General features: G+C 64.7%; 19 protein-coding genes. 3 read left to right on the top strand and 16 right to left on the bottom strand.

Going from position 1 to position 17921, the window contains the following annotated elements; all coding sequences use genetic code 11:
• Positions 1–42: 42 nt before the first annotated feature.
• The 5 genes from CAG29_RS00235 to CAG29_RS00215 are packed head-to-tail and all read right to left on the bottom strand — an operon-like array spanning position 43 to position 3951.
• The gene (locus CAG29_RS00235) at positions 43–678 is read right to left on the bottom strand and encodes an SCO family protein (RefSeq protein WP_085655953.1); all 636 of its coding nucleotides are present in this window, start codon (positions 676–678) and stop codon (positions 43–45) included.
• On the bottom strand, positions 675–1574 hold the full coding sequence (gene cyoE / locus CAG29_RS00230; RefSeq protein WP_085579419.1) for a heme o synthase: 900 nt from the start codon (positions 1572–1574) through the stop codon (positions 675–677). The genes CAG29_RS00235 and cyoE overlap by 4 nt, the downstream gene beginning before the upstream one ends.
• A complete protein-coding gene (locus CAG29_RS00225) occupies positions 1562–2641 on the bottom strand; it encodes a heme A synthase (RefSeq protein ID WP_085579421.1) in 1080 nt (359 codons plus the stop codon). Before CAG29_RS00225 ends, cyoE begins: the two co-directional genes overlap by 13 nt.
• A 10-nt stretch (positions 2642–2651) precedes the next feature.
• On the bottom strand, positions 2652–3245 hold the full coding sequence (locus CAG29_RS00220) for a hypothetical protein (protein WP_085693867.1): 594 nt from the start codon (positions 3243–3245) through the stop codon (positions 2652–2654).
• Entirely contained in the window at positions 3211–3951 is a 741-nt protein-coding gene (locus CAG29_RS00215) for an SURF1 family protein (protein ID WP_085579426.1), read from the bottom strand. Before CAG29_RS00215 ends, CAG29_RS00220 begins: the two co-directional genes overlap by 35 nt.
• A gap of 74 nt (positions 3952–4025) precedes the next feature.
• Here CAG29_RS00215 and CAG29_RS00210 point away from each other — a divergent pair, with 74 nt between their 5' ends.
• Positions 4026–4229 (top strand): twin transmembrane helix small protein, encoded by a 204-nt coding sequence (locus tag CAG29_RS00210; RefSeq protein ID WP_085579525.1) that lies wholly within the window; start codon positions 4026–4028, stop codon positions 4227–4229.
• Positions 4230–4232: 3 nt separating this feature from the next.
• Here CAG29_RS00210 and CAG29_RS00205 read toward each other — a convergent pair whose 3' ends face one another.
• The 5 genes from CAG29_RS00205 to coxB form a co-directional block, all read right to left on the bottom strand.
• Positions 4233–5120, bottom strand: coding sequence for a cytochrome c oxidase subunit 3 (locus CAG29_RS00205; RefSeq protein WP_085630398.1), 888 nt, complete (start codon positions 5118–5120; stop codon positions 4233–4235).
• Positions 5121–5145: 25 nt separating this feature from the next.
• Positions 5146–5697 (bottom strand): cytochrome c oxidase assembly protein, encoded by a 552-nt coding sequence (locus CAG29_RS00200; protein ID WP_085579430.1) that lies wholly within the window; start codon positions 5695–5697, stop codon positions 5146–5148.
• The gene (locus tag CAG29_RS28415) at positions 5690–5827 is read right to left on the bottom strand and encodes a hypothetical protein (RefSeq protein WP_170930256.1); all 138 of its coding nucleotides are present in this window, start codon (positions 5825–5827) and stop codon (positions 5690–5692) included. Before CAG29_RS28415 ends, CAG29_RS00200 begins: the two co-directional genes overlap by 8 nt.
• Complete coding sequence (gene ctaD / locus CAG29_RS00195) at positions 5824–7410, bottom strand: cytochrome c oxidase subunit I (RefSeq protein ID WP_085579432.1); 1587 nt, start codon at positions 7408–7410, stop codon at positions 5824–5826. The genes CAG29_RS28415 and ctaD overlap by 4 nt, the downstream gene beginning before the upstream one ends.
• An 82-nt stretch (positions 7411–7492) precedes the next feature.
• Entirely contained in the window at positions 7493–8620 is a 1128-nt protein-coding gene (coxB, locus tag CAG29_RS00190) for a cytochrome c oxidase subunit II (RefSeq protein ID WP_085579434.1), read from the bottom strand.
• A gap of 371 nt (positions 8621–8991) precedes the next feature.
• Here coxB and CAG29_RS00185 point away from each other — a divergent pair, with 371 nt between their 5' ends.
• Positions 8992–9624 (top strand): hypothetical protein, encoded by a 633-nt coding sequence (locus tag CAG29_RS00185; RefSeq protein ID WP_085579436.1) that lies wholly within the window; start codon positions 8992–8994, stop codon positions 9622–9624.
• Positions 9625–9647: 23 nt separating this feature from the next.
• Here the strand turns inward: CAG29_RS00185 and CAG29_RS00180 are convergent, their stop codons facing one another.
• The 3 genes from CAG29_RS00180 to CAG29_RS00170 form a co-directional block, all read right to left on the bottom strand.
• On the bottom strand, positions 9648–11174 hold the full coding sequence (locus CAG29_RS00180) for a SulP family inorganic anion transporter (RefSeq protein ID WP_085630402.1): 1527 nt from the start codon (positions 11172–11174) through the stop codon (positions 9648–9650).
• A gap of 90 nt (positions 11175–11264) precedes the next feature.
• Positions 11265–11993 carry a carbonic anhydrase gene (locus tag CAG29_RS00175; RefSeq protein ID WP_085579440.1) on the bottom strand — a complete coding sequence of 243 codons (729 nt, stop codon included), beginning with the start codon at positions 11991–11993 and terminating at the stop codon, positions 11265–11267.
• Positions 11994–12229: 236 nt separating this feature from the next.
• Entirely contained in the window at positions 12230–13288 is a 1059-nt protein-coding gene (locus CAG29_RS00170) for a PA0069 family radical SAM protein (protein WP_085693737.1), read from the bottom strand.
• A 237-nt stretch (positions 13289–13525) separates the two neighbouring features.
• Between CAG29_RS00170 and CAG29_RS00165 the strand changes: the two genes are divergently transcribed.
• Positions 13526–13828, top strand: coding sequence for a hypothetical protein (locus CAG29_RS00165; RefSeq protein WP_085579444.1), 303 nt, complete (start codon positions 13526–13528; stop codon positions 13826–13828).
• 89 nt (positions 13829–13917) lie between these two features.
• Here the strand turns inward: CAG29_RS00165 and CAG29_RS00160 are convergent, their stop codons facing one another.
• The 3 genes from CAG29_RS00160 to CAG29_RS00150 are packed head-to-tail and all read right to left on the bottom strand — an operon-like array spanning position 13918 to position 17750.
• A complete protein-coding gene (locus CAG29_RS00160; protein WP_085693736.1) occupies positions 13918–15204 on the bottom strand; it encodes a cytochrome c in 1287 nt (428 codons plus the stop codon).
• Positions 15205–15216: 12 nt separating this feature from the next.
• Positions 15217–17001: a GMC family oxidoreductase gene (locus tag CAG29_RS00155; protein ID WP_085579448.1), complete on the bottom strand. Its 1785-nt coding sequence runs from the start codon at positions 16999–17001 to the stop codon at positions 15217–15219.
• Between the two features lie 2 nt (positions 17002–17003).
• Positions 17004–17750: a gluconate 2-dehydrogenase subunit 3 family protein gene (locus CAG29_RS00150; protein ID WP_085630410.1), complete on the bottom strand. Its 747-nt coding sequence runs from the start codon at positions 17748–17750 to the stop codon at positions 17004–17006.
• Positions 17751–17921 lie beyond the last annotated feature (171 nt).

Here is a 17921-nt window from a genome sequence, read left to right as displayed (position 1 = left end):
TGAAAAAGGGACGCCTCGGGCGTCCCTTTTTTTGTGCCTGCTTCACTGCCGGTTGAGCATCACCGGCAACTGCGCCACCAGCTTGGCGTTGTTCAGCGGCGCGCGGATGAAGCCGCGCTGGGTGCCGTCCGGGCCGATCACCGCGAGGTTGCCGCTGTGGTCGACGGTGTAGTTCGGCTTGCTGGTGTCAGCCGGGATGAACGGGATGCTCACCGCGTTGGCGACCTTCTGCAGTTCCTCCACCGACTTGGGCGTCAGGCCGATGAACTGCGGATCGAAATAGCCCAGGTACTGCTTGAGCTGTTTCGGGTTGTCGCGGTTGGGGTCGACGCTGACCAGGACGATCTGCAGCTTGTCGACCGCGTCCTTGGGCAGTTCGCTCTTGATCTGGCGCAGTTGGGCGAGGGTGGTCGGGCAGATGTCCGGGCAGAAGGTGTAGCCGAAGAACAGCAGGCTCCATTTGCCCTTGAGCTCGTTGACCGTGACGGCCTTGCCGTCCTGGTCGGTCATGGTCACGTCCGGCAGGCTGCGGCTCTGCGGCAGCAGGATGATGCCGGCGTCGATCAGCGCGGTGGGGTCGCCCTGGCCCTTGCCGCTCAGCACCTTGTTGACGGTCAGGCCGAGGATCAGCGCGATCACGGCGACGAGGATGAAGACGGTTTTCTGGGTTCGAGTCATAGGTTCAACAATAGGTAGTGGTCTACGAGCAGGGCGATGAACAGCAGGAACAAGTAATAAATAGAGTACTTGAAGGTGTTGATCGCCGCGTGCGGCCGAGTGCCACGGTACAGCACAACGGCCCATTGCAGAAACCGGGCGCCCAGCCCCAGCGCGCAGATCAGGTACAGCAGCCCGCTCATGTGGATCACGTAAGGCAGGAGGCTGACCGCCAGCAGGGCGAAGGTGTACAGCAGGATGTGCACCTTGGTGTAGTGCTCGCCGTGGGTGACCGGCAGCATCGGGATGTCGGCCTTGGCGTATTCCTCCTTGCGGTGGATGGCCAGGGCCCAGAAGTGCGGCGGCGTCCAGGCGAAGATGATCAGCACCAGCAGCAGGGGTTCGGCGCTGACGTGGCCGGTGGCGGCGGTCCAGCCCAGCAGCGGCGGGGCGGCGCCGGCGAGGCCGCCGATGACGATGTTCTGCGGGGTCGCCCGTTTCAGGAAACCGGTGTAGACCACCGCGTAGCCGAGCAGTGAGGCCAGGGTCAGCCAGGCGGTCAGGGCATTGGTGAAGGCCAGCAGCAGGGCCTGGCCGGCCAGCGCCAGCGCCAGGGCGAACGTCAGTGCCGCCAGTGGCGCCACCCGGCCTTCGGCCAGCGGCCGCTTGTGGGTGCGGGCCATCACCGCGTCGATGCGCCGGTCCACCACATGGTTGACCGCCGCCGCGCCGCCGGCGCACAGCGCGATGCCCAGGTTGCCGAACACCAGCACGGTCCACGGCACGCCGGCCCGGGTCGCCAGGAACATGCCCACCAGCGAGGTGATGAGCATCAGCACCACCACCTTCGGTTTGGTCAGCTCCAGGTAGTCGCGCCACAGCGCTTGGGCAGGGCGTTCGCCGATCAGAATCGCCATGGCGTCTCTCCTTTGAGGGTGACCGGCGCGGCAGGGTGCCTGCGCGGGCTCAGGCGCCAGCCGGCCGGCATCGGCCGTTTGATCCGCACCAGGGCGGTGCGCGCGTGATAGTTGACCAGCACCATCGTCAGCAGCAGCGCGGCGCCGCCGGCGTTGTGCGCCACGGCCACCGGCAGCGGCAGATGGAACAGCACGTTGCTGACGCCCAGGGTGATCTGCGCGGCGAGGGCGGCCAGCACCAGCCCGGCGAGGCGGGTCATGCCCACCGCCTTCAGTTGCCAGGCCAGCCCCAGCAGCACCAGGGTCACCAGCAGGGCACCGATGCGGTGGGTCAGGTGGATGGCGGTGCGGGCGTCGCTGTCCAGTTGCCCGCCCAGGTAGTTGGGGCCGATGTGCTGGGTCAGGTGGAAGCCGTTGGCGAAGTCCGCCGGCGGCAGCCATTGGCCGTGGCAGGTGGGGAAGTCGATGCAGGCCACCGCCGCGTAGTTGGAGCTGACCCAGCCGCCGAGGGCGATCTGGCCGATCACCAGCACCAGGCCTGCGGTCGCCCAATATTGCAGGCGACGCGGCACGCTCAGGGCCGGCAGCACGCCGGACAGCCGCAACGTCAGCAGGAACAGCAGGCTCAAGGTCGCGAAGCCGCCCAGCAGGTGCCCGGTGACCACTTGCGGCCACAGTTTCAGCGTTACCGTCCACATGCCGAACGCCGCCTGGGCGAACACCACCGCCAGCAGGAACAGCGGCAGCTTCAGCGGTTGCCCCGGGTGCCGGCGATCGACCCACGCCCGCCCGGCCAATACAGCGATGAGCATGCCCAGGGTGCCGGCGAAATAGCGGTGGATCATCTCGTTCCAGCCCTTGTGCGCCTCCACCGGCGAGTCCGGGAAGTGCAGCTCGGCATGGGCCAGCTGGGCTTCGCTCTTGGGCACGCTGATGAAGCCGTAGCAGCCCGGCCAGTCGGGGCAGCCGAGGCCGGCGTGGGTCAGGCGGGTGTAGGCGCCGAGCAGCACCACGATCAGCGCCAGCAGGGTGGCGAACAGCGCAAGGCGAAATCCGGGTTTGGCCATGACGATGTCCCTATCCGATGTTCGACAGTTTCAGCAGGTGGCGCAGATCGTTGAGCAGATCCTTGCCGTTGACGTCCGGGCCGTAGCGCAGCACCAGGTTGCCGTGGGGGTCGATGATCCACAGCTGCGGCGCGGACGCGTCCCCGGCGGTCTTGCGCAGGCCGGCGGTGTCCAGCGGGTAGCGCTGAAGTTGCGGGTAGTCGCGGGCCAGCCGGGCTTCGTAGTCGGCGCCCAGCGGCTGCGCGGCGGCGAGGGCGTGGCTGGCTCGCCCGGCGTCGCGGCCCAGGCCGATCTGGATCTGCCGCGCCAGGTACACCAATTGCTGGCAGTCCGCTACGCAATCGCCGGGTGCGGTCACCAGCATCTGCCAGCGCTCCTCGTCGGCCTTCACGCCGAGGTCGGCGCGGGTCTGGCCGTTGCCGATCAGCTCGCCGTGGTAGCTGCGGCCTTCCGGCACCCAGAACTGCAGTTTGTACATGCCGGTGGCGAGGATCATCGGGCCGACCACGCCCAGCACGATCAGCAGCAGCTGGATGCGTCCGCGGCGGCGACCGGCCGCCGGCTTGGCTTCAGACATGCTGGGTGGATTCATGGCCGCTCCCATGGTGTTTCTCCTTTGCGTTGTGCCAGCCGAGATACAGGTAAAGGCCGAGCAGGGCGGTGGCCATGGCGAACCACTGCACGGCATAGCCGAGGTGTTTTTCCGGGCCCATCGCCACCACCGGCCAGTCGGTGACGTAGCTGGCGGGGCCGGGTTCTGCGCGCACTTCATAGGCGAAGCCGTCGCGGTCGAGGGTTTTCCACAGCCGCGCCGGCTCGACGGCGGTGACGGTCTGCGGCCAGGCGTCGCTGACCGGATCGGCATGCAGCTGGAAGGTCGCCCCGGGGGCGACGTAGACCCAGGCATCCATGTCCACCGCGTCGGCCGGGGTCGTGAACTGTGGGGCAAGGCGCCGATCCGGCCACGGCAGCCAGCCGCGGTTGACCAGCAGCCACTGGCCGGTGCGCCGGTCCTGGAACGGCTGCAGCAGCTCGACGCCCACCTTGCCGTCGCGCTGGCGGTTGTCGAGCAGCAGGCTGTGGTCGGCATCGAAGCGGCCGTGCAGGTGCACCCGGCGGAAGGCCGGATCGGCGCTGTGCAGCAGTTCGGCGGCGGCCATCGGTTCGGCGGCGCGGCGTTCGGCGTAGCTGGCGAGCAAGGCGGTCTTCTCAGCGCCGCGGCCCAGCTGCCAGACACCCAGCGACACCATCAGCGGCAGCAGCAGAACCACCGCCACCGTCGGCACGACGCCGGGCCGGAAGCGCTTCATGGCCGTGCCCCGGAGCCGGTGCGTGCGACCGCTATACTCAATTGCATCGCCTGTCCCCCCGGAGTCTTGCCATGATGCTCAAGGCAGCCATCGTCCTGATGCTGATCGCCACGGTGATCAGCCTGTTCAGCGGCCTGTTCTTTCTGGTCAAGGACGACAGCGGCTCGAACCGTCTGGTGATCGCCTTGAGCGTTCGGGTCACCCTGGCCGCCGCCACCGTCGGCCTGATCGCCTGGGGCTTCTGGAGCGGCCAACTGGTCTCGCATGCGCCCTGGTGAGCCTCAGAGCACGTAGACGAACACGAACAGGCCGATCCACACCACGTCCACGAAGTGCCAGTACCAGCTCGCCGCCTCGAAGCCGAACTGGTGCTCGGCGTCGAAATGCCCGCGCATGATGCGCACCAGCATCACGAACAGGATGATCGTGCCGATGGTCACGTGGGCGCCGTGGAAACCGGTGAGCATGAAGAACGTCGCGCCGTAGATGCCCGAACCCAGGGTCAGGCCCAGTTCGTGGTAGGCGTGCATGTACTCCTCGGCCTGCAGCGCGAGGAACCCGCAGCCCAGCAGCACGGTGATCGCCAGCCACAGCTTCAGCGCGCCGCGGTGGCCCTTTTTCAGGGCATGGTGGGCGATGGTCACGGTGACGCTGGAGCTCACCAGCAAGATGGTGTTGATCAGCGGCAGGCCCCAGGGGCTGATGACTTCCTTGGGCGGCGGGAACAGCTTGGAGTCCGGGTTGTTCAGCAGCGGCCAGACGAACTCGAAGTTCGGCCACAGCATGTGGGCGATGCCCTTGGTGCCTTCGCCGCCCAGCGCCGGCCCCGACACGTGCCGCACATAGAACAGCGCGCCGAAGAAGGCGATGAAGAACATCACCTCGGAAAAGATGAACCAGCTCATGCCCCAGCGGAACGAGCGGTCCAGCTGCGGGCTGTACAGCCCCGCACGGCTTTCCTTGATCACCGCGCCGAACCAGCCGAACAGCATGTACGCCAGCAGCAGGCCGCCGATGAAGAAGATCAGCGGGCCGTGGGATTCCGGGCGCGCCGCCTTCAGGTCGTTGAACCAGGTCGCCAGCCCATACACCGTGGTGACCATGCCGACGGTCGCCACGATCGGCCACTTGCTCTGGGCCGGAACGTAATAGTGCTCATGAGTCGCCATTTATTGTTCTCCTTATCGGGCACGCTTAACCGCCAGTGCTTGCGGCCACCGGTGGATGACGGGCGGTGATGTCGAACAGCGTGTAGGACAGCGTCAGGTGCTTCACATCCTTGGGCATGTCGCGGTCAACGATGAAGCGCACGGGCATCTCGATCTGCTGACCGGGCTGCAGCACCTGCTGGGTGAAACAGAAGCATTCGGTCTTGTGGAAATACGCCGCCGCGTTGCTCGGCGCGATGCTCGGCACGGCCTGGGCGCTCATCGGCTTGTCGGTGGGGTTGCGGGCGATGAAGATCATCTCGTTGACCGCACCGGGGTTGGCTGTCAGCTCGTCATGCTTGGGGTAGAAGTCCCACGGCATGTCGGCGGTGTTGGTCGACAGGAACTGCACGCGCACCTGGCGCGAGGTGTCGACGGTCTGCTCGCCCTCGTATTGCCCGGCGGTCTTGCCGTTGATGCCGAAGGCCTTGCACATCACGTCGTACAGCGGCACCAGGGCGAAGCCGAAGACAAACATCGCCACCACCACGCTCAGCAGGCGGGTGACCAGTTTTTTCATCGAGACCGAGTCAGCCATGGTTCCAGCTCCTCACCGAGCCCCCTGCAGGCGCGAGCCTGTTCGCGAAGCGGACGACCCGGTGCTGCAGGCACAGCGCGTCATCGTTCTTCGCGAGCAGGCTCGCGCCTGCAGGGCGGCCGGTGTTCATTTGACTTCCGGCGGCGTGGTGAAGGTGTGGTACGGCGCCGGCGACGGCACGCTCCACTCCAGTCCTTCGGCGCCGTCCCAAGGCTTGGCCGGCGCCGGCGCGCCGCCGCGGATGGTCTTGATCACGATGAACAGGAAGAAGATCTGCGTGGCGCCAAACATGAACGCGCCGATCGACGACACCATGTTGAAGTCGGCGAACTGCAGGTTGTAGTCCGGGATCCGCCGGGGCATGCCCGCAAGTCCCACGAAGTGCATCGGGAAAAACGTCAGGTTCATGCCGATGAAGGACAGCCAGAAATGCAGCTTGCCGAGGGTTTCGTCGTACATGTGGCCGGTCCACTTCGGCAGCCAGTAGTAGGCCGAGGCGAAGATCCCGAAGATCGCCCCCGGCACCAGCACATAGTGGAAGTGGGCGACCACGAAGTAGGTGTCCTGGTACTGGAAGTCCGCCGGGGCGATGGCCAGCATCAGCCCGGAGAAACCGCCGATGGAGAACAGGATCACGAACGCCACCGCGAACAGCATCGGCGTCTCGAAGGTCATCGAGCCTTGCCACATGGTGCTGGCCCAGTTGAACACCTTCACCCCGGTCGGAACCGCGATCAGCATGGTGGCGTACATGAAGAACAGTTCGCCCACCAGCGGGATGCCCACCACGAACATGTGGTGCGCCCAGACGATGAACGACAGGAACGCGATGCTCGCCGTGGCGTAGACCATCGAGGTGTAGCCGAACAGCGGCTTGCGCGCAAAGGTCGGGATGATCGCGCTGACGGCGCCGAAGGCCGGCAGGATCATGATGTACACCTCGGGGTGGCCGAAGAACCAGAACACATGCTGGAACAGCACCGGGTCGCCGCCGCCGGCGGCGCTGAAGAAACTGGTGCCGAAGTGGATGTCCATCAGCATCATCGTCACGCAGCCGGCCAGCACCGGCATCACCGCGATCAGCAGGAACGCGGTGATCAGCCAGGTCCAGACGAACAGCGGCATCTTCATCAGGGTCATGCCGGGGGCGCGCAGGTTGAGGATGGTGGCGATCACGTTGATCGCGCCCATGATCGAGCTGATCCCCATCAGGTGGATGGCGAAGATGAAGAACGTCACGCTTTCCGGCGCGTAGGTGGTGGACAGCGGCGCGTAGAACGTCCAGCCGAAGTTCGGCCCGCCGCCGGGGGTGAACAGGGTCGAGACCAGCAGCAGGAACGCCGCCGGCAGCAGCCAGAAGCTGAAGTTGTTCATCCGCGGCAAGGCCATGTCCGGCGCGCCGATCATCAGCGGGATCATCCAGTTGGCGAGGCCGACGAACGCCGGCATCACCGCGCCGAACACCATCACCAGGCCGTGCATGGTGGTCATCTGGTTGAAGAACGCCGGCTCGACGATCTGCAGGCCGGGCTGGAACAGCTCGGCGCGGATAACCATGGCGAACGAGCCGCCGAGCAGGAACATGCAGAACGCGAACCACAGGTACAGCGTGCCGATGTCCTTGTGGTTGGTGGTCAGCACCCAGCGCATCAGGCCTTTGGCGGGGCCGTGGGCGTGGTCGGCATGACCGTGGTCATCGATAACGGCGCTCATGGCCTTTCTCCTTCAAGCGGACGGGCAGGGCCGTGCGGGGCGCGCAGCCCCGGACGTTGGCGGGAGGACGTGGCGGCGCGGCTCATTTGCTTTCCGCCTGTTTGAGCTCCAGCACTTCTTTGGGCGTGACCATGTCGCCCTTGTTGTTGCCCCAGGCGTTGCGTTCGTAGGTCACGACGGCGGCGATGTCGACTTCCGACAGCTGTTTGCCGAACGCCGCCATGGCGGTGCCGGGCTTGCCGTGGAACACCAGGCTCAGGTGCGCCTCTTTGGGGCCTGTGGCGATCTTCGAGCCCTTGAGCGCCGGGAACATCGGCGGCAGGCCCTGGCCCTCGGCCTGGTGACAGGCCACGCAGGTGGTGTGGTAGATCTTGTCGCCGCGCTCCTTGAGCTCGTCCAGCGTCCATTCCTTGCTGGTCAGCTCCTTGAGCTGCGCGGCCTCGGCCTTGCGCTCGGCGAGCCACTTGTCGTAGTCGGCCTTCTCCTTCACGTCGACCACGATGGGCATGAAGCCGTGGTCCTTGCCGCACAGCTCGGCGCACTGGCCGCGGTAGAGGCCGGGCTTGTCGATGCGTGTCCAGGCTTCGTTGACGAACCCGGGGATGGCGTCGCGCTTGACCGCGAAGGCCGGCACCCACCAGGAGTGGATCACGTCGGCGGAGGTGACGAGGAAGCGCACCTTGGCGCCGGTCGGCAGCACCAGCGGCTTGTCGACCTCCAGCAGGTAGTGGTCGCCCTTGGCCTGCTTGTTGTGGATCTGTTCGGCGGGGGTGGCCAGGTTGCTGAAGAACTCGACGTCCTGGCCCAGGTACTTGTAGTGCCACTTCCACTGGTAGCCGGTGATCTGGATGTCGATGTCCGGCTCGCTGGTGTCGTACATCTTGATCAGGGTGGCGGTCGCCGGAACGGCCATCGCCACCAGGATCAGGAACGGCACGACGGTCCAGAGGATCTCGACGGTGGTGCTTTCGTGAAAGCGTGCCGCGACCTGGCCGGTGGAGCGGCGGTGCAGGATCATCGACCAGAACATCGCGCCGAAGACGATGATCCCGATCACCACGCAGATCCAGAAGATGGTCATGTGCAGGTCGAACACAGCGTGACTGATCTCAGTCGCTCCAGGCGCCATATTCACAGTCCAGGCCGCTTGCGCCTGGCTGAAAATCGACCACAACAGGAGGCCCATCCAGACGTGTGGATGTCGCATCATTGCGGGTTCCCCTTATCGTTCTTGTTGTCCCGTAGGCGCAACGCCTGCGGCAAGGGAGCGGCTGCATCAGACTACGAACTTGAATCGCCGGGCCTTGCTGCGCGGGCAGTCAGGCATCATCAGCTAACTCCATTCACTGGCGAGTATAGACAGCGACTTGAACCTCGCAACGCGAGCGCGTAAATCGCATGAAACAGCTGGCACTTGCGTTCCAGGGCACGAATGGAGAAGGATGCAGCGGAGTGGTGGCACACCGATATAACCCCGGTGTATCAAGGATGAAATAATTATGACAAATGCGTCTTAGCATTTTTCGTAAGCCAGCTAAGTTATGTCTTCCCTATTTCATTGCCCTGTACCCTGGAGTTTTCATGAACACCGCCGCATTGCGCGAGCAGATCCGAATAGCCCGAGAACACGAGAAAGACACCGGACGGCTGACCCGTCAGCTGGAAAATCAATTGCCTCACCTGCACCCGGCGATCCAGTTGCCGGAAACCGGTGCCGAAGCCGTCCTGACGCGCTTCGTCGCCGCCTACATCGATGAAGTGCCGGATCTGCTGGACGCAGCCAATGAAGTCGCCAGGGAAGCGGGAATCGAGTCACAGATCAAACCGGTGCTGAAGATCGCCGAGCAGTACTTCCTCCAGCCCCCCGTGGGCCTGGACAGCCTGCTGGACGAGGCCTATCTGGCCCACCGGTTTGTCGAAGAGGTCAACGACCTGTACATCAAGCATTTCGGCCAGCCACTGATCCCCTTGGACATGACGGTCGCCAATCTGATTGCCCACCAGTTGCTGGGTGAGGCATTCGCCAACCAACTCGACGAAGTGGTGCACCACGCGGTGGACAGCATGCTCGACGACGACAGCTTCGCGCTGGAGTCGGTGGAGGCCTACCGCGAGAAGCTCAGCAGCCCGGACACCGGCGCCGCCTGGAAACGCTGGCCGTGCATGGGCCGCCGCCTGGGCGTGGGCCTGGAGCTGGACCAGCCGGCCGCCTGATCCCGGCTCCCACAAGGTTTGTTTCAGCCGGCCGTGCCGATGCCGACGGTGGTGCGCACCCGCCCTTCAAGCCTGCGCTTGAGCCCCCGGGATTCGATCAGCAGCCTCGACCCCTTGGCGGCATTGGCCCTGCCCCATTCCTCCAGCAGTTCCAGGCAGGCGTGGTCGATGTAGCTCAGGTTGTTGAGCGGCACATGCACCGTCGTGCCCGGCGGAACGCTGGCCAGGGCCTGGGTCAGCGCCGGCACCTTGAGGAACGTCGCCGCGCCCGTCAGGCGCATCTCCATTTCCCCTTCCTGCGGCAGGTCGATCAGGCTGATCTTCAGCCGTGCGGCCTTCAGCGCCAGTTTCAGCAGCGTCAGGCCGAAGCCGATCAGCACGCCGGTCAACAAGTCCGTGAAGATGATCGCCAGCGCCGTGGCGGCGTAGGTGAACATCGGCATCCGGCCGTAACGGCCCAGGCCGCGGAACACCTTCAGATCCACCAGCTTGAACCCGGTGTAGACCAGCACGCCGGCCAGGCTCGCCACCGGAATGCTCTGCAGCAGGCTCGACAGCAACAGCACGAACGCCAGCAGCCACAGGCCGTGGAAGATTGTCGAATAGCGTGTGGTGGCACCCGCCTGGACGTTGGCCGAACTGCGCACGATCACCCCGGTCATCGGCAACGCGCCGACCAGGCCGCAGAGCATGTTGCCTACCCCCTGCGCCGACAGTTCGCGGTCGAAGTCCGAGCGCGGGCCGCTGTGCATGCGGTCCACCGCCGCAGCGGACAGCAGGGTCTCGGCGCTGGCGATGAAGGCCACGGCGAACGCCGCGACCAGCAAGGCAGGGTCGGCGAGGTTGAGCAGGTCCGCCGGCTTGAGCCAGTCGATGGCCTCTGCCAGGTTGTCCGGCACCTCGACGCGTTTGACCGGCAGCGCCAGCAACAGACTGGCGCCCGTGGCCAGGCCGACGCCCAGCAGCGCGCCGGGCACGAAGCGCAGCGAATGCGGGCGGAATTTCTCCCACAGCCACATCACCGCGATGGTTCCCAGCCCCAGCAGCCCGGCCTGCCAGCCGAACGACGGCAGGGCCTGGGCCACGGCGCCGGGGAACGCGGTGAGGTTGTCCAGGCCGGAGGGTTTCGGCGCGGCGTCGAGCATCACATGCACCTGGGACAGGATGATCAGCACGCCGATCCCGGCGAGCATGCCGTACACCACCGCCGGCGCAGTGACCCGGAACCAGCAGCCGAGCTTCAGGCGCCCGGCCGCCAGTTGCAGCAGCCCGGCCAGCAGCAGGATCGGCCCGAGCATCTCGACGCCGTGCTGGCGCACCAGCTCGAACACCAGCACCGCAAGACCCGCCGCCGGCCCGCTGACCTGCAGCGGGGAGCCGGCCAGCCAACCCACCACCAGCCCACCGATGATTCCGGTGATCAGGCCCTTGGCCGGCGGCAGGCCGGACGCGATGGCGATGCCCATGCACAGCGGCAGGGCGACCAGGAACACAACCACCGAAGCCAACAGCTCCCGTGGCAGAACAGCTTTCAATTGAGCGGCACGCATAGGGATTCTCCCGGACTTTTCTTCAGGCGTGGCGAGGCCGGACCGCTGAAACAGCGGCCGGCGTCAAACCACAGAGATTTTTAGGAGGATCTAGAAGCGCGCTTTTGGCGTCGCCACCGGGATCGGATGGCTGCCGTCCAGCGGCAGGAAGCAGCCCTGGTCCGCGTCGTACGCTTTGATTTCGCTGGTTTCGATGTTGTAGACCCAGCCATGGATGAACAGATGACCGTTCGCCATGCGCGAGGCTACCGAGGGATGGGTACGCAAGTGCTGCAGTTGGGCGATGACGTTTTCCTCGGTGAGGATCGGCATGCTTTCTTTTTCGTTGGCGCAGTTGCAGTTGTCCTGCACCATGGTTTTCGCGACTTCGGCGTGGCGCAGCCAGGCCTTGACCGTCGGCATCTTCTCCAGGCTGTCCGGGTTGAGCACCGCACGCATGGCGCCGCAGTCGGAGTGGCCGCAGATGATGATGTGCTGCACGCCCAGGGCGAGCACGGCGTATTCGATGGCGGTGGACACGCCACCGTTCATCTGGCCGTAGGGCGGTACGACGTTGCCGACGTTGCGGGTCACGAACAGATCGCCGGGGGAGCTCTGGGTGATCAGTTCGGGGACGATGCGCGAGTCGGCGCAGGTGATGAACATCGCCCGTGGCGACTGGGCCGTGGCGAGTTTCTTGAAGAGTTCTTCCTGCTGCGGAAAGACCTCATGATGAAAATGCAAAAAGCCGTCGACGATGTGCTTCAGCGCTGCATCGGCGGTTTCCGCCTCAGGGGCCGGCGCCGACGCAGCCAACGGCTGTTTATCCTTGTCACTCATGATTCATCCTCTTTGGCGGATTCGGGGAGTCATTCCCGTGTATTCCGGTGTGAAGCCAGTGGCTGTTCAAACATCCGGGCCGATCCTGACCCGTCAGTCACTCGATGAACAAGGTAACCGCCGAAACTTAACTCAAACTGAATCAAAGGCTCTGGAACCTGTGTTCCAGGTCACAAAAAACGTGACCGGCGCAACCGGTCGAGCGGTTCCGTCACTCGACCTTGGGTCAATTGTCGCTAAATCAGCGACATCTGGCGACCCGGCGGACAAAAGGCCGAGCAATCGAGGCCGAAGCCTTCCCGGCGGTCGAGCCCCAGACGCTTCAGCGCCTTGGCGAACCGCTGGGCCAGCAGGTCGGCGAACGGCCCTTCGCCCCGCATGCGGGCGCCGAAGCGGCTGTCGTACAGGTCGCCGCCCCGGCTCTGGCGGATCAGGCTCAGCACGTGGGCCGCGCGCTGCGGGTAATGCGCCTGGAGCCACTGCTCGAACAGCGGCGCCACCTCCAGCGGCAGGCGCAGCATCATGTACGCCGCGCTCTGGGCGCCGGCCGCGTGGGCCTCGGTGAGCAGGCTTTCGATCTCGCTGTCGTTGATCATCGGAATCATCGGCGAGCACAGCACGCCCACCGGGATGCCCGCTTCGCGCATCACCCGGATTGCCCGCAGCCGGGCCTTGGGCGCGGCGGCGCGGGGCTCGAGGATGCGCTTGAGCTCGTCGTCCAGGGTGGTGAGGCTGATCATCACCGCCACCAGCCTCTGTTGCGCCAGTTCGGTGAGCAGGTCGAGGTCGCGCAGGATCAGCGAACCCTTGGTGACGATGGTCACCGGATGCCGGTGGCGCAGCAGCACTTCGAGGATCTGCCGGGTGATCCGTTGCTCGCGTTCGATGGGCTGGTAGGGATCGGTGTTGGAGCCCAGGTTGATCGGCGCGCATTGGTAGCCGCGCTTGCCCAGCTGTTCTTCCAGCACCTGGGCGGCGTTGGTCTTGGCGATCAGTTTGGTTTCGAAATCCAGCCCCGGCGACAGGTCCCAGTAGGCGTGACTGGGCCGGGCGTAGCAATAGATGCAGCCGTGCTCGCAACCGCGGTACGGGTTGACCGAGCGGTCGAAGGGCAGGTCTGGTGAGGTGTTGCGGGTGATGATGGTTTTCGCCGTCTCGATCCGCACCTCGGTGCCTTGGGTCTGCGGCACTTCCTGATGCCAGCCGTCGTCCTCGGCCACCGAGCGGCTCGGAGCGAAGCGGTTGTGCGGGTTGGCGGCGGTGCCGCGGCCGCGGGGAGGCAAGGGCGTGTGCATCGGCGGTGTCCTGTGTGCTGTATGTGCATACAGTATCCTTGGTCTTCGCAAACGGCCAGTGCCGTTCGGCGATTCTGCCGCTCGGCCCCTGCGGGTTCTGACTCCGCAACGCGTCGGTATCGGGATCGTTAGTTGAGAGAAACGTGAGGTTATATATTCAGCGTAGTTTCGTTAGTTGCTATGGCGTTAGGATTGCCTGCGTTGTAACTCGGATGATTTAAATAAAAGGAATTAACCATGTCTTACCTCAATCCTCGTGGCATCTTTTTGCAGAAACTCGGCCCCACTCCGGTCAATCCCAAGGAAGTGCTGGTATCCCTGCAATTCGCGCTGAAGGAGTCCGGCTGGGATGCTGAGAACGCTGTGTCGACGGACTCCCTGGTCGATTCCCGCACACTCATCGCCGCTTCCTACGACGGCGGCAAGACGTTCACTGTTCGCAACGAAAAAGACATCGATGGCGACGGTGATATCGATGCAGACGATAAGGCCAAGTTGCTGGCGTTGGTCAAGGCTTATGTCAGTATCAAAACGCCTTGAGGCTTGGCATGCCGCGAAAGTTGCGGCGTGCAATAAAAAAGGCCCTGCCCGCATTGCCGCGGGGAGGGCCTTTTTTATGTTGCGGTGTGTCAGTGGGCAGGCTCTTGCGTCGATGCCGTCTTCATCTGTTCGGCACGCAAGTGTTTGACCTCATCTGCGCTGACCGGCGCTCCCTTGTTGCCCCAACTGCCGCGGATGAAGCTCACCACGTCCGCCACTTCCTGGTCCGACAGCCGCCAGCCGAACCCCGGCATGGTGATGGCCGACGGCGCCGCGTGGGTCGCCGGCAGCGTGCCGCCCTGGAGCACGATGTGGATCAGCGAGGCCGGGTCTTCCGATTGCAGCACCGGATTGCCCGCCAGCGCCGGGAACACGCGGGTGTAGCCGTGGCCGTCGGTGCGGTGGCAGGCCGCGCAGTTGTCGATGTACACCGCTGCGCCGCGCTGGCTGTCGTCGCCGTTCCACAGGGCCTTGGCGGCCGTTTCGTCGTATTGGTGCGGGCGGTCGGCGGGATCCTTGGCCGGCAGCGATTTCAGGTAGCGGGCGATCGCGGTCAGGTCGGCGTCAGTCATGTACTGCATGCTGTGGGTGACCACGTCGCTCATGCCGCCGAACACCGCGCTGCGGTCGCTGCGCCCGGTCTTCAGGAACTGCACCAGTTGCTCTTCGCTCCAGCCGCCGAGGCCGTCCTTGTGGTCGCCGCGCAGGTTCTTGGCGATCCAGCCTTCCAACGGTGCGCTGCCTGACAGGAAAGTGCTGCCTTCGCCTGCACTCAGGGATTTTTCCTGCATGGTCAAGGCACGTGGCGTATGACAAGCGCCGCAATGTCCGAGGCCTTCCACCAGATAAGCCCCACGGCTGATGACGGCATCGTCCGAGGTAGCTTTGTAGTCCTCGACCTTCGGCGCAAACAGCCAGCGCCAGCCCGTCAGCGGCCAGCGCATGCTCAACGGCCAGGGAATGTCGCTGGCCTTGTTCTCCTGGGCCACCGGCTCGACGCCGTGCATGAAGAACGCGTACAGCGCCTTCATGTCGGTTTCGTTGACGCGGGCGTAGGACGGGTACGGCATCGCCGGGTACAGCGTGCTGCCGTTGCGGGCCACGCCATGGCGCACGGCCCGGTCGAAGTCCTCGAAGCTGTAGCCGCCGATGCCGCGCTTGTCCGGGGTGATGTTGGTCGAGTAGATCGTGCCGATCGGGGTTTCCATCGGCAGGCCGCCGGCGAACGGTTTGCCGTCCTTGGCGGTGTGGCAGGCCACGCAGTCGCCTGCGCGGGCCAGGTACTCACCTTGCCTGATCAAAGATGGATCGACGTCGGCGCCGTACAGGGAGGCACTGCCGAGCAACGCCAGGGTCGCGATAACGAAAGTCTTCATGGTCATCGCTCCTTAAGCCTGGACCAGCGGGCCGGGGTTTTTCAGGTACTGCTCGCGGATCGCCTTCGCCGACCAGTAGGTCAGGGCGGCGACCAGCCCGGTCGGGTTGTAGCCCAGACCTTGCGGGAATGCCGAGGCGCCAGGGACGAACACGTTGTGCACGTCCCAGCTCTGCAGGTAGCGGTTCAGCGCACTGGTCTTCGGATCGGTGCCCATGATCGCGCCGCCGTTGAGGTGGGTGGTCTGGTAGGACGCGGTGTTGAAGTGCTCGCCGACCTTCTTGCTGATCACGTTGATGGCCTTGGGGCCCATGGCTTCGGCGATCTTGCCCATCTTCTCGACCATGAAGCGGTTCATCTTGATGTCGTTTTCCTGCCAGTCGAAGGTCATCCGCAGCAGCGGCAGGCCGTAGGCATCGCGGTACACCGGATCCAGATCGAGGTAGTTGCCCCGGTAGGACTGATGCGCGCCGTGGGCGTCCATCGACACCTGATGGGTGTAGTAGTCGGCGGTGGCGCGTTTCCAGGCGCTGCCCCAGGCGGGCGTGCCCGGCGGGTTGGAGGTGCCGGCGATCGGCCGGCTGCCGGCCTGGTTGACCCACATCGGCGAGCCGCCGACGAAACCGTGGGGGCCGTGGTCGAAGTTGTCGGCGTTGAAGTCGTCCACCGCGACCCCGTTGCCGCCGGCGCCGATGAAGTTGTTGGTGTGGGTGTCCTTGTCGAAGAACGCCTTGATCGTGGCCATGTTCTGGTAGGCGAAGTTACGCCCGACCACGCCTTCGCCGCTGACCGGGTCGTACGGCTTGCCGATGCCGGACAGCAGCATCAGCCGCACGTTGTGCAGCTGGAACGCGCCGAGGATCACCAGATCCGCCGGCTGCTCGATCTCCCGGCCCTGGCCGTCGACGTAGGTGACGCCGGTGGCCTTGGTCTTGCTGCTGTCGAGGTTGACCCGAAGCACATGGGCGTTGGGCCGCAGCTCGAAATTCGGCAAAGGCTTGAGCGCCGGCAGGATGTTCACGTTCGGCGAGGCTTTGGAGTACATGTAGCAGACGTAGCCGCTGCAGAATCCGCAGAAGTTGCACGGGCCCATCTGTGCACCGTAGGGGTTGGTGTAAGGTCCCGAGGTATTGGCGGAAGGCAGGTTGTAGGGTTTGTAGCCGACCTCCGTGGCCGCTTTGCCGAACAGCTGTGCGGAAACGGTGTTTTTCTGCGATTCCAGCGGGAACGGGTTCGAACGATCCGGCGCATAGGGGTTGCCGCCCTTGCCCTGGCCCACCAGTTGCCCCTTCACCGTCCAGGCCTGGCCGGAGGTGCCGAAGACCTTTTCGGCGAAGTCGAAGAACGGCTCCAGCTCTTCATAGCTGACGCCGAAGTCCTGGATGGTCATGTCCTTGGGGATGAAGTGCTTGCCGTAGCGCTCTTCGTAGTGGCTGCGCATGCGCAGCTCGATCGGATCGACCCGAAAGTGCACGCCCGACCAGTGCAGGCCTGCACCGCCCACGCCGTTGCCCGGCAGGAACGCGCCCAATTGGCGGTTCGGCAGGGCGATGTCGTTGACGCTGTGGCGGATGGTGACGGTTTCCTTGGAAACGTCCTGGAAGAGTTTTTTACGCACGCTGTAGGTGAGTTCGTCGATCACCTGGGGATAGTTGCCGTCAGGGTAGGTGTCCTGCATCGGCCCGCGCTCCAGCGCCAGCACGTTGAGGCCAGCCTCGGTCAGCTCCTTGGCCATGATTGCGCCGGTCCAGCCGAAGCCGACGATCACCGCATCTACTTTTTTCATTACCGTTGCCATGTTCACGCCCTCTCGCCGCGGATCGAAACGGCCGGGAAGGGGTACGCCTCGTTGCGCTCCACCCAGTCCATGAAGTCGGCGCGGGCGCCGGGGAAGCCGATCAGGGTCCAGCCGACCATGCCTTTATTGCCGCCGTGGATCGGGTCGCAGAAGAACCCTTCCTTGGTGTTCTGCAGCAGCAAGCCGAAGAAAACCTTGGCCGGGACGGCGTCGAACTGCGGTTTTCCGGCTTCGAGCTGCTTGAGCAATTCGTCTCGGGTAGCGCTGTCTTGCTCGGCAAATGTTTTGCCGTTGAGGGATTTTGCCCACTGATCCGCAGCGGCGATGCCCAGGCGATAGATCTCTTTGGGCACCAGTTTGCTCTGCCAGCCCATTTCCGGCGCGGCGTCGGCGTTGAACGGGCCTTGCATGTACCACAGGGCGCCGGCGGCGTAAGGCGTGTTCATCTGACGGTCGATGTATTCCGGCACGCCGGCTTCGAGGGCGCCGGGGCCTTGGGCGTCGTTGGGGATCAACTGCGCGACGGCGGCGTTGATGAACGCCCACTCTTCGGCGGTGAAATAGCTTGGCTGATACTCGCCCGTCTGGGCCGCAGCCGGTTTTGCGGCAGGCGCAGCAGGCGCGGCTTCAGGGGCGGCCTGCAGCACGCTGCTGCCCAGACCGCTGCCGGCCAGGGTGACGACGGGAATCAGGGTCAGGGACTTGCGCAAGAACTCACGCCGCGGGTTGTCTCGACTTTCATCAGACATGGGGGTGCACCTCATCAGGCATTGATGGTTGTCAGCCGCCTCTGCGGGTGGCTTAAGGTTGTTTGGCTGCGACGTGGCCGGAACGGCCAGGAGATGGGGAACGCGTCTGCAACATCATGTGACAAATGGTAGCAGGCTAAGCATCGAGATGAATCGATTCATCTGAAAAAA

Source organism: Pseudomonas sp. B7(2017) (genome assembly GCF_002112745.1).
GTDB classification, from domain to species: Bacteria; Pseudomonadota; Gammaproteobacteria; order Pseudomonadales; family Pseudomonadaceae; genus Aquipseudomonas; species Aquipseudomonas ekonensis.
Note: the sequence above shows the minus strand (reverse complement) of the source record. Positions and strands in the feature narration are given on the sequence as shown.

Coding starts and splice junctions, on each gene's coding strand:
- CAG29_RS00235 (WP_085655953.1), bottom strand. CDS start 678: ATGACTCGAACCCAGAAAACCGTCTTCATCCTCGTCGCCGTGATCGCG.
- cyoE (WP_085579419.1), bottom strand. CDS start 1,574: ATGGCGATTCTGATCGGCGAACGCCCTGCCCAAGCGCTGTGGCGCGAC.
- CAG29_RS00225 (WP_085579421.1), bottom strand. CDS start 2,641: ATGGCCAAACCCGGATTTCGCCTTGCGCTGTTCGCCACCCTGCTGGCG.
- CAG29_RS00220 (WP_085693867.1), bottom strand. CDS start 3,245: ATGGGAGCGGCCATGAATCCACCCAGCATGTCTGAAGCCAAGCCGGCG.
- CAG29_RS00215 (WP_085579426.1), bottom strand. CDS start 3,951: ATGAAGCGCTTCCGGCCCGGCGTCGTGCCGACGGTGGCGGTGGTTCTG.
- CAG29_RS00210 (WP_085579525.1), top strand. CDS start 4,026: ATGCTCAAGGCAGCCATCGTCCTGATGCTGATCGCCACGGTGATCAGC.
- CAG29_RS00205 (WP_085630398.1), bottom strand. CDS start 5,120: ATGGCGACTCATGAGCACTATTACGTTCCGGCCCAGAGCAAGTGGCCG.
- CAG29_RS00200 (WP_085579430.1), bottom strand. CDS start 5,697: ATGGCTGACTCGGTCTCGATGAAAAAACTGGTCACCCGCCTGCTGAGC.
- CAG29_RS28415 (WP_170930256.1), bottom strand. CDS start 5,827: ATGAACACCGGCCGCCCTGCAGGCGCGAGCCTGCTCGCGAAGAACGAT.
- ctaD (WP_085579432.1), bottom strand. CDS start 7,410: ATGAGCGCCGTTATCGATGACCACGGTCATGCCGACCACGCCCACGGC.
- coxB (WP_085579434.1), bottom strand. CDS start 8,620: ATGATGCGACATCCACACGTCTGGATGGGCCTCCTGTTGTGGTCGATT.
- CAG29_RS00185 (WP_085579436.1), top strand. CDS start 8,992: ATGAACACCGCCGCATTGCGCGAGCAGATCCGAATAGCCCGAGAACAC.
- CAG29_RS00180 (WP_085630402.1), bottom strand. CDS start 11,174: ATGCGTGCCGCTCAATTGAAAGCTGTTCTGCCACGGGAGCTGTTGGCT.
- CAG29_RS00175 (WP_085579440.1), bottom strand. CDS start 11,993: ATGAGTGACAAGGATAAACAGCCGTTGGCTGCGTCGGCGCCGGCCCCT.
- CAG29_RS00170 (WP_085693737.1), bottom strand. CDS start 13,288: ATGCACACGCCCTTGCCTCCCCGCGGCCGCGGCACCGCCGCCAACCCG.
- CAG29_RS00165 (WP_085579444.1), top strand. CDS start 13,526: ATGTCTTACCTCAATCCTCGTGGCATCTTTTTGCAGAAACTCGGCCCC.
- CAG29_RS00160 (WP_085693736.1), bottom strand. CDS start 15,204: ATGAAGACTTTCGTTATCGCGACCCTGGCGTTGCTCGGCAGTGCCTCC.
- CAG29_RS00155 (WP_085579448.1), bottom strand. CDS start 17,001: ATGGCAACGGTAATGAAAAAAGTAGATGCGGTGATCGTCGGCTTCGGC.
- CAG29_RS00150 (WP_085630410.1), bottom strand. CDS start 17,750: ATGTCTGATGAAAGTCGAGACAACCCGCGGCGTGAGTTCTTGCGCAAG.